At 57.2% G+C, this 14,356-nt stretch carries 12 protein-coding genes; 9 read left to right on the forward strand and 3 right to left on the reverse strand.

What is annotated here, in order from left to right; genetic code table 11:
* The 7 genes from WCO56_25045 to WCO56_25075 form a co-directional block, all read left to right on the forward strand.
* Positions 1–225: hypothetical protein (locus WCO56_25045; GenBank protein MEI7732863.1), on the forward strand; the 225-nt coding region annotated here is incomplete at its 5' end.
* A complete protein-coding gene (locus WCO56_25050; GenBank protein ID MEI7732864.1) occupies positions 222–1,043 on the forward strand; it encodes a KilA-N domain-containing protein in 822 nt (273 codons plus the stop codon). The genes WCO56_25045 and WCO56_25050, both read left to right, overlap by 4 nt.
* A 5-nt stretch (positions 1,044–1,048) precedes the next feature.
* Entirely contained in the window at positions 1,049–4,948 is a 3,900-nt protein-coding gene (locus WCO56_25055) for an Eco57I restriction-modification methylase domain-containing protein (protein ID MEI7732865.1), read from the forward strand.
* A complete protein-coding gene (locus WCO56_25060) occupies positions 4,945–6,606 on the forward strand; it encodes an AAA family ATPase (GenBank protein ID MEI7732866.1) in 1,662 nt (553 codons plus the stop codon). The genes WCO56_25055 and WCO56_25060 overlap by 4 nt, the downstream gene beginning before the upstream one ends.
* Positions 6,607–7,333: 727 nt before the next feature.
* Positions 7,334–8,480 (forward strand): peptide chain release factor 2 gene (gene prfB, locus WCO56_25065; GenBank protein ID MEI7732867.1). Its coding sequence is split into 2 segments (ribosomal slippage): positions 7,334–7,402 and positions 7,404–8,480, totalling 1,146 coding nucleotides; the frame shifts between segments, so codons are not numbered across the junction.
* The gene (gene trpC, locus WCO56_25070; protein ID MEI7732868.1) at positions 8,477–9,295 is read left to right on the forward strand and encodes an indole-3-glycerol phosphate synthase TrpC; all 819 of its coding nucleotides are present in this window, start codon (positions 8,477–8,479) and stop codon (positions 9,293–9,295) included. The genes prfB and trpC overlap by 4 nt, the downstream gene beginning before the upstream one ends.
* A 98-nt stretch (positions 9,296–9,393) precedes the next feature.
* Positions 9,394–9,777 (forward strand): hypothetical protein, encoded by a 384-nt coding sequence (locus WCO56_25075; protein MEI7732869.1) that lies wholly within the window; start codon positions 9,394–9,396, stop codon positions 9,775–9,777.
* Between the two features lie 25 nt (positions 9,778–9,802).
* On the opposite strand, the gene WCO56_25080 is transcribed toward WCO56_25075, so the two are convergent.
* From WCO56_25080 to iscX, 3 genes are read right to left on the reverse strand one after another with little or no spacing between them, the layout of a single operon-like run.
* Positions 9,803–10,969, reverse strand: coding sequence for an iron-containing alcohol dehydrogenase (locus tag WCO56_25080; GenBank protein MEI7732870.1), 1,167 nt, complete (start codon positions 10,967–10,969; stop codon positions 9,803–9,805).
* Positions 10,966–11,346, reverse strand: coding sequence for a RidA family protein (locus WCO56_25085; GenBank protein ID MEI7732871.1), 381 nt, complete (start codon positions 11,344–11,346; stop codon positions 10,966–10,968). Before WCO56_25085 ends, WCO56_25080 begins: the two co-directional genes overlap by 4 nt.
* A 14-nt stretch (positions 11,347–11,360) precedes the next feature.
* On the reverse strand, positions 11,361–11,561 hold the full coding sequence (gene iscX, locus WCO56_25090; protein ID MEI7732872.1) for a Fe-S cluster assembly protein IscX: 201 nt from the start codon (positions 11,559–11,561) through the stop codon (positions 11,361–11,363).
* A gap of 282 nt (positions 11,562–11,843) precedes the next feature.
* On the opposite strand from iscX, the gene WCO56_25095 reads away from it, so the two are divergent.
* Together WCO56_25095 and WCO56_25100 are read left to right on the forward strand one after the other, a co-directional pair.
* Complete coding sequence (locus WCO56_25095; protein ID MEI7732873.1) at positions 11,844–13,133, forward strand: GDSL-type esterase/lipase family protein; 1,290 nt, start codon at positions 11,844–11,846, stop codon at positions 13,131–13,133.
* A 25-nt stretch (positions 13,134–13,158) separates the two neighbouring features.
* Positions 13,159–14,124, forward strand: coding sequence for a dipeptide ABC transporter ATP-binding protein (locus WCO56_25100; protein MEI7732874.1), 966 nt, complete (start codon positions 13,159–13,161; stop codon positions 14,122–14,124).
* The last annotated feature ends 232 nt before the right edge of the window (positions 14,125–14,356 follow it).

Below are 14,356 nucleotides of genomic sequence, written 5' to 3' on the forward strand. Positions count from 1 at the left end.
TGCCAGTTGTTCGACACCGAGACGAACAACGGCGCGGACATGAGCCTCTACAACACGCTGCTCACCGCCGCCGTGGCTTCCATTGCCCGGACCTTTCAGAAACGTGCGGCTGCCGGTCTGCAATCTGGGCGCGACTTTGTGATTCCCAACCAGCAGGATCAAGCCAAAGAATCCACCGATTTCGATCTCATCACCTGGCTCGTCATCAGGAAGGCCCCAGCATGAATAAATCCAAAACATCCACCATCGAAGTGCGGGGAACTCCCGTCACGGTTCTTTCGGTTAAGGAAGGCGATTACATTTCTCTTACCGACATGCTCCGAGCCAAGGACGGGGACTTTTTCATCGCCGATTGGCTCCGAAACCGGAATACGGTGGAGTTCCTCGGCATCTGGGAGTCCGTCTTCAATCCGGATTTTAATTATGGCGAATTCGCCATAATTAAAAGTCAGGCCGGTCTGAACAGCTATAAAATAAGCGTCAAGGAATGGGTCGAAAAAACCCATGCAATTGGCCTCAAGGCAACTGCGGGGCGCTACGGCGGAACGTTCGCCCATCCCGACATCGCCTTTGAGTTTGGCATGTGGATCAGCCCGGAATTCAAAATCTATCTGGTCAAGGAATTCCGCCGCCTCAAAGCCGACGAAAACGACCGCCTCCAACTGAATTGGAACCTCCAGCGCACCCTCGCCAAGATCAATTATCGCATCCACACCGACGCCATCAAGGAAACCCTCATCCCGCCCTCCGTCACCAAGGCGCAGGCCTCCGCCGTTTATGCCAGCGAGGCCGACCTGCTCAACGTCGCCCTCTTCGGCCAGACCGCCAAACAATGGCGCGACGCCCATCCCGATGCCGAGGGCAACATCCGGGATCACGCTCCGCTGGAACAGCTCGTGGTCCTGACCAATCTTGAAAGTCTGAACTCCGTCCTCGTCCGTCAAGGGCTGCCGCAGCCCGAGCGCCTCGCCCTGCTCAACGGCATCGCCATCACCCAGATGCGCACCCTGCTCGCAGCCAGCAGCGTGAAACGCCTCCAATAAATTTCATGAAAACTGCCCTCGCCCATTTCCAGCCCCTTCCGCTCAAGGACGCCGCTCGCCAGCTTCTCGCCAAGCTGGGCTATAAGAGCGACAAGTTCCTCGCCGGTGCCGGATCCTCGCCGCAGTCCTTTCTCGATCTCTTCGACTCCGGCCACGCCTTCGATCCCGCCAAAGCCCTCGTTCCTGAGTGGAAGACCGCGGACCTTCTCTTCCAGCTCACCGACCAGGAACTCAGCCGCGAGACCAGCCTCTTCACCGACACCTCGGTCAAAGCCGGCCTGCTCAAATCCTATGTCTTCATCGCCATCGAACTGAAAGGCAGCGACTACGCGCGTGGTAAATTCTCCGCCATCTCCCGGCAGATCAATCGCCTCTTCCCGATGCCCGTCATGGTGTTGTTCAAGCACCAGAACCGGCTCACCATCGCCGTCATCAACCGGCGGCGGAACAAGATTGAAGCCGACAAGGACGTCCTCGAAAAGGCCACCCTCATCCGCGACATCAACTTCACCCAGCCGCATCGTGGCCACCTCGACATCCTCGATTCGCTGGCATTGACCAATCTTGTCCATCCGCAAAAGAAGCCCATCAACGACTTCGACACCCTCCACGCCGCATGGGAGCAGATTTTCAACGTCGAACTGCTCAATGAACGCTTCTACCGTGAGCTGGCCAACTGGTATTTCTGGGCGCTCCCGCAAGTCGAGTTCCCCGCTGACCTCGAACCCGACGACGAGAAACGCCGCGCCACCGGCCTCATCCGCCTGCTCACACGCCTCATTTTCTGCTGGTTCCTCAAGGAGAAGGACCTCATTCCGGAAAAGCTTTTCCATCCCACCGACCTCGCCGAGATGCTCAAGGGATTCGATCCCGAGAGCGAAACCAGTTCCACCTACTACCAGGCCATCCTGCAAAACCTCTTCTTCGCCACGCTCAACCAGCGCATGGGCAACGATAGCAAAGGCCAGCCCTACCGCCGCTACGTTACGAAGGAGAAATACCAAGGAAAGAACAAGGAGCATGGCGTAACAACTCTGTTCCGCTACCCAGAACATTTCACTCAGTCGGACACAGCCGTCGCTCATTTCGCAGACATACCGTTTTTGAATGGTGGTCTTTTCGAATGTCTGGATAGAGAAGACCCTAATGACAAGAATCGCATGTTGCGTCTGGACGGTTTCACCACGGACGGAAAGCGCCCCCTCGTCCCCGATCGCCTCTTCTTCGACAACGGGGAAACCGCCGACCTCTCCACCGCCTACGGCGACACCAAGCGCAAAGCGGAAAAAATCACCGGCCTCATCCACATCCTGAATCGCTACAAGTTTACCATCGTTGAAAACACGCCCATTGATCAGGAAATCGCGCTCGATCCCGAACTCCTCGGCAAAGTCTTCGAAAACCTCCTCGCCTCCTACAACGAGGAAACCAAGACCACAGCCCGCAAGCAGACCGGCTCCTTCTACACCCCACGCCCCATCGTGGACTACATGGTGGACGAATCCCTCAAAGCCCACCTCACCCGCGCCCTCGTGGAAAAGGCCCGCATGAAGGAATCCGACGCCCGCGCCGGGCTTGACCTCATTTTTGCCTATACCGAGAAAGAGCACGCCTTCACCCCCGCCGAAGTCGCCACCCTCATCGCCGCCATAGATGCCCTGAAAATCCTCGACCCCGCCTGCGGCTCCGGCGCCTTCCCCATGGGCGTTCTCCACAAGCTCGTTTACATCCTCGGCAAGCTCGACCCCGACAACGACCGATGGAAGCACACCCAGCTCGCCAAGCTCGACTCCGCCCCCATGCGCGAGGAACTCGAACGGGCCTTCGCCGACAACAACGACGACTACGGCCGCAAGCTCTACCTCATCGAAAACTGCCTCTACGGTGTGGACATCCAGCCCATCGCCATTCAGATCACCAAGCTCCGCTTTTTCATCTCGCTCGTCTGCGACCAGAAGACCAACCGGAACAAGCAGGAGAACCACGGCATCCGCCCGCTGCCCAATCTGGAAACCAAGTTCGTCGCCGCCGATACCCTCATCGGCCTGCCCATCCCGGAACCCGACCTCTTTATCACAACATTGATCGCGCCAATCGAAAAGGAAATCGAAGATGCCTACCATGGGCACTTCAGCATCCAGCGGCGCGATCAGAAGCTGGCTTTGCAGAAGAAAATCAAAGTTCTCCGCCTGAAACTCGCGGACACCATTGTTAATGGTCTGGGAGCAAAACAAAATGCCGATATCACTCAGAAAGCAAGACACGTCGCCGAATGGGATCCCTTCGATCCGCAATCCACCGCCGACTTTTTCGATCCACACTGGATGTTTGGGCAATCCTTGAAGGACGGTTTCGACATTGTCATCGGCAACCCGCCGTATCTGCGAATTCAGGGAATTCAGCAGACGAACCCCAAAGCTGCTGAATACTACAAGGAGCATTACAGCGCCGCCACTGGCTCCTTCGATCTCTACGTCATCTTCATGGAGCGCGGCATGCAGTTGATCGGCAATAATGGCATCTTGAGCTTCATCAATCCCGACAAATGGGTGAACGCATCTTTTGGGCAAGGCATCCGGCGCTTCGCCATAGACCACCGCAATGTTCACAAGCTGATAAGCTTTGGTGCTCATCAAATCTTCTCCGCCTGCACGTATTCCTCGCTACTTTGGATGGGCCGGTTACCGGTAAGCGGACTTAAGTATTCCCGCATCGCTCCGGAGGAGTCGAAAGCCACTTCATTGGAAGACGAACTCTCCAAGCTTGAGCCATCATCGTTTGCTACCATTCCGTTTGATTCATTGTCAGACGAACCGTGGATTCTAGCCGCCGGGAAGAGCAGTGCGGTAATTTCGGCGATCCAAATTCACCAGAGAACGGCTGGCCAGATTTTCGCTAAAATGTTCCAAGGAATCGCAAGCAGCAAGGATTCCGTCTATTTCCTCAAAGGAGCCGTGGATCGAGGTTCCATTTGGGAAGCCACATCTTCCGAGTTGGGTGGGCGAATCAGAATTGAAAAAGGATTGGTTCGCCCGCTTCTCATGGGGGATCAAGTGCATCGTTTCGAGCCGATTCGAACCGATAATCTTGTCCTTTTCCCCTACTCGCTCACACAGAGTGATGAAGAAGACTCTGCTGAACTCATGAGTCCGAATGAAATTGAAGGTCTATTTCCGTATGGATGGCAGTATTTGCTCCGTTGCGCAGATGTTTTGAAAGGACGTGAGCGTGGACGTCTGCTCGGCGACGAGCGTTGGTATCGTTATATTTATCCGAAGAACCAAACGCTCTTTCGAAAACCAAAGCTCTTAGCTCCATACATTTCCCTCGGCGGGAATTTTACTCTCGATTGTCACGGTGAGTATTACACTACGACCACCCTCTACGGTTACATCAAGCACGACGCGGTCTGGGAGAGTTACGAGTTCCTGTTGGCGGTGATGAATAGCAAGGTGCTCTGGTTCTACCTGAGGACTTCCGGCAGCGTCCTTGCCAACGGATACTTCCGTTACAAGCCCGCTTACCTCCAAAACTTTCCAATCCCCGAGGTCAGCAAGAAAGCAGAGGCTATTACTTCAACCCTCGTAAAGTGTCTGCTTGCAGAGAAAGCTGACGGGACATTGTCTGGAGTCGCTGCCTTCCTCGAAGACCTCATCGAGGCCTGCGTGATGGAGTGCTACTTCCGAGAACACATGGCGGAGCGCGACCTGCTCTTCCACGACATCGTGGCCCCGCACCTCGCCGCGTATGATCCGGTGGCCAGCGAAACTCAGCAGCGCGATTTCCTCACCCGCCTGCACGCTACGTTTAACGCCCCGAGCCACCCCATCCGTAACCGCCTACTCCGCCTCACCGCCGACAGCCCGGACCTCCTCGCCGTCATCAAACAGGAGGGCCGCGTATGAAATCCCGCCTCCACAAAATCGAGATCCGTAACTTCAAAGCCTTCCGCGAGTTCACCCTCAATCTCGAAGGCCGTCACCTACTCGTTTACGGCGCTAACGGCTCCGGCAAATCTTCGCTCTACTGGGCGCTCTACACTTTCCTTCAAAGCGCTCGGAAGCCGAAGAACTCCATCGCCAAATACTTCGATCCCGTCGGACAGGAAAATCTCCTGAACATCCACGAACAGGCGGATGCAGTACCAAAGCCTGGCGAAATTGCCCTCACCCTTCGCGATGTCGCCACGAAGAATGACACCACCTACCGCATCAGCCAAGCCGACCACGGGACGCATCAACAACCAATCATCCTCAAAGGCGACCTCGCCAGCGACTTCATTACCTACCGCTTCTTTTTCGGCTTCTCCCATTTCCGTCATTCCAAGAAGTTGGATCTCTGGCCGCTTTTCGAGGAAGAAATCCTTCCATTCTGCGTCTCAACAGGGGGGAAGGTTCCCCTGGAGAGTTGGCAGGCCATCAAGTCAGGCATTGCGAATCCAGAAGGATACAGAGGACTCGCGGGAAGCTACGCATACGGCGGTTTTATCGCGGACACGAAAGCCTTTGCTGGAATTCTGCCGGGCATTGTGGACGGGATCAGTGCCGAGGCCCAACGTTTCTACGACAAGCATTTTTCCGCTGACGACCCTGCGAAGGTAACGCTCAAGCTTGGCGTCACGACACTCCCTTCCTACGACTTTGATTCACGAACATTCACGAAACCCGTTATCGAATTCGGAATCCAGGTTCCGGGCAAAACCATCACTCGCCCGCAGAGCTTTCTGAATGAGGCAAAGCTGACCCAACTGGCGCTTTCCGTCCGCTTCGCCGCCTCGCTGGTCAACCTGCACGAATCCGATCTCAAACTCCTCGTTCTCGACGACCTGCTCGTCAGCCTCGACATGAGCAATCGGATGAAAGTCGTCGAAATCCTCCTAACCGATGCCACGCTGTCCAATTACCAAAAGATTATTCTCACCCACGATCTCGGATTCTTCCGCGAGTTCCGCCGCACCATCGGCATGAGTCACCCCGATTGGAGTTTCATCCGCCTGGTTGGTGACCCGGCAACCACCATCACCTGCCAGAGCGAGAAGACCGAGCTGCAAAAAGCCGAAGAATATCTCCACGGCCACAGCCTCGACGAAGCCGCCATTTGCCTCCGCAAAGCGGCAGATGACCTGGCAAAGCGCTTCCGCGAGTGGACCGAGAAGAAGAAGCTACCGCCGGGCGAGTTTTTCACACTCACCGAGAACCTCCGCGCCGCGAAGAACAAGTTGCTGGAGAAGATCCCGACCCAGCTCTACGACCGCGTCCTCAACGGCACGCCCGAACCGCATCGGGAATACCTCATTCCCGCAAGTGATGATGATGTGGACGCGTTACCCGGCCTCGCCCCCGCTGACCGCGGCAAGCTCAAGAGTTCCCGCAAGTACCTCCGCTCCCTGCTCAAAGACGAGAACTGGAAGGTGATGGAAAACGTCAAACTGATCGATGAAGTCCTCAAAACCACCGAACGCGTCCTGAATCCCGGCGCCCACGGCGGCGGTTCCCCGCTCTACGAGCACGAAGTCCAAAAAGCCCTCGACCTCATCGCCAAATTGGAGAAATGCCTGCCGTGATTTAGCGATATGAGCGCCTATAAACCGAAAAGGGGTTCGACTATAATAACGCCCTAAATGAGACCATGTTGCTGCGCAGTCATGAGGCAGTTTACGCATTTGTCGGTCAACAACGAGGAATTTAGGTGTAAAACCATAGCATGGTTCGTTTTTCTCTAGCCGGGGTGTTCAGATTCCAGATTCCTGCCACCCCAACTCCCTGGCTCCCAAGCTCCTATCTTCTTCAGTCAAATTTTTCTGCCCGAAAATATTTCTGCAAAAGTTCTTTCGGATTTCCGTTTTCGCGCTTCGGACTTATTCCATCCTGTCCATCCCGTTCATCCTGTCTTTCGATTTCGCGTTTTTAGCCTGTTTCGCGGTTTGAAGGTTCCAACGCCTGGCTCCAATTTCCTATCTTCTTCAGTTCAATTTTTTTGCCAGATAATTTTTTTGCCATGTCTGCCCCCAGAAAAGGGGTTCGGAAAAGGGAAAAGGGGTTCGACCAGAAAAGGGGTTCGACTATAACAACGCCCTAAATGAGACCATGTTGCTGCGCAGTCATGAGGCAGTTTACGCATTTGTCGGTCAACAACGAGGAATTTAGGTGTAAAACCATAGCATGGTTCGTTTTTCTCTAGCCGGGGTGTTCAGATTCCAGATTCCTGCCACTTCGGGCAGGCATGAATGACGGGGCAAAATCCATTTTAATCTTTTCAGGGCCGGACCGGTTCGGTACCTTCGCCGCCTTATGTTCGATATACTGAAGGGACAGACCGGCACCGCCACAGAGAAGTTGATTCATCTGCGGAGGTTTCTTTGACGTGCCCGGATTGCAACAACGGCTTGGCGAAATTGAATCATTGATGGCGGCCGATACGTTTTGGAATAATCATGAGCAGGCCCATAAGCTGATCGAGGAAGCGAATTCCATCCGGCGCAAGATTGATCCCCTCGTCGCCGCCGAAAAGCAGCTTGACGATTTCAAGGTGCTCATTGAGTTGGGCGAGGCCGAGCCGGAAACGGCGCAGCTCAAGATGGAGCAGGAGATGGCGCGGGACATGGCCAAGTTCCTCGAGCAGGTGGATAACCTGGAACTCAAGATTTTCCTCACCGGCCCGCATGATCGCAATGATTGCATCTTCAGCATCAATTCCGGGGCCGGTGGCACCGAGGCCTGCGATTGGGCGGAAATGCTCTGGCGCATGTATCAGCGTTGGGCGGAGCGGCGCGGTTGGGAAGTGGAGGTGACCGACGTGCTGACCGGCGAACAGGCCGGCATCAAGAGTGTTACCATGGTGATTCGCGGCGAGAACGCCTACGGCTTTTGCAAAGCGGAGCGCGGGGTGCATCGGCTGGTGCGCATCTCGCCGTTTGATGCGAATAAGCGCCGGCATACCAGTTTCGCCAGCGTGGATGTCATCGCGGAAGTCGAGGCCGACGCGGATATCGTCATTCCGCCCAGTGAAGTGCAGATTGATACGTTTCGTTCCGGTGGCAAAGGCGGACAGAACGTGAACAAGGTGGAGACCGCCGTGCGCATCACGCATTTGCCCACCGGTTTGGTGGCGGCGTCGCAGGCGCAGCGTTCGCAGGTGCAGAACAAGGCGGCGGCCATGAAGCTGCTGCTCAGCAAAATGTACGCCTTGCGCGAAGACGCGGCGAAGGCGGAAATGGAGCGGTTCTACGGGGAGAAGGGCAGCACCTCCTGGGGCAATCAGATTCGCAGCTACGTTTTCCAGCCGTATCGCATGGTGAAGGACCTGCGCACCGGCGTGCAGACCAGTGACACCCAGGGAGTGATGGATGGCGATCTGGATGCCTATGTCAACGGTTGGTTGCGCGCCGGGGGGCCCATGAAGCGCATGCAGGGCATCAAGGACGAGGAGGAGTCGTGAACATTCTCGATACGATTGTTGCGCAGAAGCAGCGCGAGGTGGCGCAATTGCCAGCGGGTACGATTACTGGCGCGGAGCTAGCGGCCGCGATGGATCGGCGCGGACAACGGGATTTTCTGGCGGCTTTGCGCCAGCCCCGGCGTGGCCCGGTTGCGCTGATTGCCGAGGTGAAGAAAGCCTCGCCTTCCGCTGGGGTGATTCGCCCGGACTTCGATCCGGTGCGGATTGCCCGGGCTTACGAAGCCGCCGGTGCCAGTTGCCTGTCGGTGCTGACGGACGAGAAGTTTTTCCAAGGTTCGCTGTCTTATTTGAAAGCCATCCGTGAGGCGGTTCAATTGCCCCTGTTGCGCAAGGATTTTATCATTGATGCGCGGCAGATACTGGAGGCGATTGAATGGGGGGCGGACGCCATCCTGTTGATTGTGGCGATTCTCGACCATACCCGGCTGCGGCGTTTCCATGAACTGGCCACCCAGGCCGGTCTGACGGTGCTGGTGGAAGCCCATGACGAAGCGGAACTGGACCGTGCGCTGGCGGCAGGCGCCCAGTTGGTGGGGGTGAATAATCGCAACCTGAAGACATTCAAGGTGGACCTCGCCACCACGGAACGGTTGGCGGAACGCCTGCGGGCTGGCGCCGGCCACCCTGAAGCGTTGCTGGTGGCCGAAAGCGGTATTCATACCCACGACGATGTTCAGCGCCTGGCCCGCTGTGGCGCACGCGCTATCTTGGTGGGCGAATCCCTGATGCGCCACGCTGATATTGCCGGCAAAGTCGGGGAATTGTTGGGGGACGGCCACACGGGTTCCAAGTGACGCCCGGAATATCGGCTGAAGACGAGCATGAGCAATGGGATAATTTTACTATGAAATCCAACTTTACAAGCGGCGGCTGGGTTGTAACGTTTCCACCTATGACGATGATGAAACAAATTGTGGTTTTACTGGCGCTGGCCATGCTGGCGACGGGATGTCACACCGTGACGAATTTGACGCCGGCGCAGGTTTCGCGCAATACCAACGGGCTGTATAACCTGGAGATGATGTGGACGCACCAGGAGGCGGCGCTGCGCCCGCAAACAGTCAAGGCTTCCGTTATGGTCGGGCATGACTTTTATCCCATGGAGCGCACGCCGTTGCTGAAGGGACGTTATGAGGCGCTGGTTCCGATTCCCGCCAATCGCGATTCGCTATACTACCGGTTCAAGATTGATTTTGAGAAAAACGCCATTCCGGAACCGCGCGCGGAAAGTGTCCTTTCCCAAGAATACAAGCTCTCCATCATGGATCAGAAGTGAAGTGGTGGAAGTCGGGAGTTAGGAGTTAAAAGACCGCGTTGTACAGTTTGGAAAAGTCGCTGGTGTTCACCGGACGCGGATTGAACGGCACCGCCCATTGCTTTACCGCCTCATCGGTCAGCCCGGGGATCATTTTGTGCGGCACACCGCAAGCGGATAGGCTCCGGGGGAGTTTCGCATCCGCCAATAAACGTTCCAAGGCCTCGGATAACGCTTCCGGGGTATCCAGCATCGCCAGGCGCGCCAAATCAGTATAAATGCTCCGTGCGAGTGCCTGTTGCGCGTTGAACCGGATTACCGCTGATAACATCACTCCGGTCGCCACGCCATGGAGGACATTACAGTTGGTTTCCAACGGGTAGGCCGCCGCGTGTGCCGCACCAAGCCCCCCGCATTCCGCCGCCAATCCGGCATAGGTCGCGCCGAGCAGCATTTGCCCGCGCGCCTCGAGGTCGTCCGGGAACGTCATGGTCTTGAGCAAATTTCCATAACAAAGCCGGAAGGCTTCCCGCGCAAATAATTGCGCCAGCGGGTTGCGCTTGCGGGACACTGCGCTTTCCACGGCCTGGGCGATGGCATTCATGCCGGTCGCCGCCGTTACCCGGGGTGGCTGGGAACTGGCCAGCGTGGGATCGAGCAGCGCGGTTGGCGCAATGAGTTTGGGGTCGCGGCAAATCAGTTTGCACCGGGCCGACTCATCTACCAGGATCAGGGAAGATTGGCATTCGCTACCCGTGCCGGTGGTGGTGGGAATGGCAATCCATGGGCGCAAGGGGTGCGCCACCTTGTTGCTCCCGCAAAAATCTTTTATTTCCCCGCCATTGGTCAGCAACAGATTGGCCGCCTTGGTGACATCCAGCACACTGCCACCGCCGAGGCCGATAAAGCAATCGGGCTGTGCCTCGCGGGCGGCCTGAGAACACAGTGCCACATCGGTCACCGTGGGATTTTCACGCACCTGGTTGAATACCGTAACGTGGAGGCCGGCTGCGCGCAGGGTTTGCTCAACCCGGGCTGCATGTCCGGCTTGGGTCACGCCGGCGTCAGTCACCAGCAGAACTTTTTGCGCGCCATATTCTCGCGCCAGTTCGCCCACCCGATCCGCCGACCGGTGGCCAAACAATAACCGGGTTTTCAGGCTAAAATCATGCAGCGGGGTAGGGGCGTTGGCGGAGTGAAGCATCCCTGTCATGGGTATTGTGCCACCAATTCAATTTCTACCGCCGCGCCTTTGGGTAGCGCCGCCACTTGGATGGTGGAACGGGCGGGATGTTCCGTCGTGAAATAGCGCGCGTACACCTCGTTCATGGCGGCAAAGTCGCCCAGATTCACCATGAACACCGTGGTCTTGATCACGTGCTCAAATCCGAGCTTCTGATCGGCCAGGATGAGTTTGAGGTTTTCCAGGACGCGCGTGGTTTGCGCCTTGATATCCCCGGCAACCAATTGGCCGGTGGCCGGGTCTAGGGGAATCTGTCCGGAAGAGAACAATAGGTTTCCGGAGCGTACTGCATGACTATATGGACCGACCGGCGCAGCGGCCCCGGCGGGTTTAATGATTTGTTTCATATCGTTTGGGGAAATTATTTACGTTCTTCGTACCAGGCCATCTGGATGTTCTCCAGCACCTTCTCATTGGAGGCGTCAGCCGCGTCGCCAAAATCCTCCAACTCGCACACCAGTTTGTGCAGCTTCGGAAAACTGAGTTTCAGCGGATCCTGGTCGGGAAACTTATCCAGCAACGCCCAGGCGATTTCCTCATGATCTTTCCATGTCAGTTTCATCGGCCATGATAATTACGCTAACCTGCCTGGGTGTCAATGAGTGGTTGCGTGACGAGGGAATATTTTTCGCGTTTTTAATTCGTCAAATTATGTTGGTAGATACTTTTTAGGGGTGAACTATTAGGCGCTTTCTATGATGACACTGTCGTTACGGGTGGTTGCGGGATGGTGCTTGACTGGGGGGGACCGGATTTCTTTATGCCCAAACGGTCATCGCGGGTACGGTCAGTTTCTAACCTTGCAATGCCCGGTGACTTTTTGGATCATGCGCCTAACAAGATTATGAAATTAGGCACTCGTTTTACACTCGCACTGTCATTGGGGCTTCTCGTTGCCAACCTGACGGCTCAACCGGCCAAACCCGAGGTGCGTTCCGTCGAACCGGACGCGCGCTTTCAAATTCCAGCCACTGACGACGGCTTGGCCGGGGCCGGGCCCATTCGCCGTTACGATTGGTTTCGCAATCTATGGGCGCAGCGCCGCAGCGCCTGGGCCAAACGCGTGGAGCAGGATCAGAACTCACTGGTGTTCCTTGGGGATTCCATCACGCAAGGTTGGGGCGACAACATGGGGAACAACTTCCCCGGGGTGAAGGTCGCCAACCGCGGCATCAGCGGCGACACCACGCGCGGGGTGTTGCTCCGTTTGCAGGACGACGTGCTTGCGCTGCATCCCAGCGGGGTGGTGCTGCTGATTGGCACCAATGACCTGGAGGAACAGGCCGACCCGGAAGTGATTGTCGCCAATTTGAAACTGATCATTGCTGCACTGAAACAGCACAACGCCAAAATGCCCATCGTGCTGTCCCAGGTCTTCCCCAGTTCCGCCAGCAAGAAACGCCCGGCGGAGGCGATCAAGAAAATCAACCAGCTTGCCGCCGCCGCCGTCAAGGGCGACGCGCAGGTCATCGTGCTGGATACCTGGACCCTGTTTGCCGATGCGCAGGGCGACGCCAAGAAGGAGGAGTTCCCCGACCTGCTGCACCCGAACAAAATCGGCTACGCCAAATGGGCGGCGGCGCTTCGCCCCTTGTTTGCCACGCTGGATTTCCTGGAAACGGAAACCGACTCATTCACGCCAGAGCCAGGCTTTATCAGCCTCTTCAACGGCCGCGACCTGACCGGCTGGGGATATCGCACCAATAACTTCGATGGCCAGGTGACGAGCAGTGAAGGCCGGTACGTTGCCAAACGCGGCCGGCTGATTGTGACGACTCCGCCCGAGGGCCGCAAACTGGCGCAGCTTTACACCACGCGGGAGTTTCCAAAGGACTTTGTGCTCAAGCTGGAATTCCGCGCCACCCCCAACGCGGATAGCGGCGTATTCATCCGCAAGCCGCAACTCCAATGCCGCGACTACCTGCTGGCCGGCCCCTACAAGGCCCTGACGCAATACAAGCCGCAGGATTGGAACGAGATGATCATCACCGTGAAGGGCGACATCGCCTATTGCACCTGCAACGGCGAAGTGCTGGAAGCAGCGTTGAAATTACCGCCCACCGGCCCCATCGGCCTGGAAGGCGACCGCGGCCAGATGGAATACCGCCGTATCCGTCTGCAGGAACTGCCATAGGCAAACGGGGGGAGCATTCTCTGCCATGAGCCTGCTGGAAGTTCAAAATCTGAAAGTGCATTTCCCCGTGCAGCACGGCTTGCTGGGGCGGACGCCGGGACAGGTCAAGGCGGTGGATGGGGTAGCGTTTCACTTGGAGGAGGGCGAAACGCTGGGCTTGGTGGGCGAGAGCGGATGCGGAAAAACCACGTTGGGCCGGGCCATCATGCGCCTGATTGAGCCCACGGAGGGGCGGGTGATTTTTGCGGGCGAGGACATTACGCGGATGGCGGGCGCGGAACTCCGCAGCAAACGACGGCAGTTCCAGATGATTTTCCAGGACCCGTATGGATCGTTGAACCCACGCATGACCGTCAGCCGGATCATCGGAGAACCGATGGATATTCACCGGATGGCCACCGCGCCGGAGGAGCGCCGGGAACAAATCGCCCGGCTGCTGCGGGAAGTGGGGTTGGACCCGGCCAGCGCGGAACGGTATCCGCATGAGTTCAGCGGCGGCCAACGCCAGCGCATCGGCATCGCGCGCGCCTTGGCGGTGCGCCCGCAACTCATCATCTGCGACGAACCGGTCAGCGCGCTGGATGTCTCGGTGCAGGCGCAGGTGATCAATCTGCTCCAGGATTTGCAACGGGAGCATGGCTTGGCGTACCTGTTCATTGCGCACGACCTGGCGGTGGTGGAACACATCAGCCGCCGGGTGCTGGTGATGTACCTGGGCCGCGTGGTGGAGCTGGCGGAAGCCAAATCGCTGATCCGCGCGCCCAAGCATCCCTACACGCAGGCGCTGATTTCCGCCGTGCCGGTGGTGGACCCGGATTCCAAGCGCCCGCGCATTGTGTTGCCGGGGGATGTCCCCTCCCCGATTCATCCACCAGCGGGGTGTCCGTTTCATCCGCGCTGCGCGATAGCGGAAGCGCGCTGCCGCACAGAAGTGCCGGTGTTGCGGGAATTCACGCCGGAGCACTGGGTGTCGTGCCATCTCTGTCAGTGAGAGCGATATTAGCTCGCGCCATTCGGCCATGCGGCAAAAGGAAGCGTGTCCGTTGCCGTAACTGTAAGTGTTGCGGCAAACAAGGCGAATCATGTCACCAAGGCAACACCCTATACCTGCGGGCGGATGCAATCGTTGGTGATCAGGGTTTTGGCGTTGGGATACAACTCATAGGCTTGGCGCAGCACAAACAGATACTCCTCGCGGTAATCCCCTTGGAGGGCCTGCTGGA

The sequence above is a fragment of the Verrucomicrobiota bacterium genome (genome assembly GCA_037139415.1).
In the GTDB taxonomy this organism is placed as follows: Bacteria; Verrucomicrobiota; Verrucomicrobiia; order Limisphaerales; family Fontisphaeraceae; genus JBAXGN01.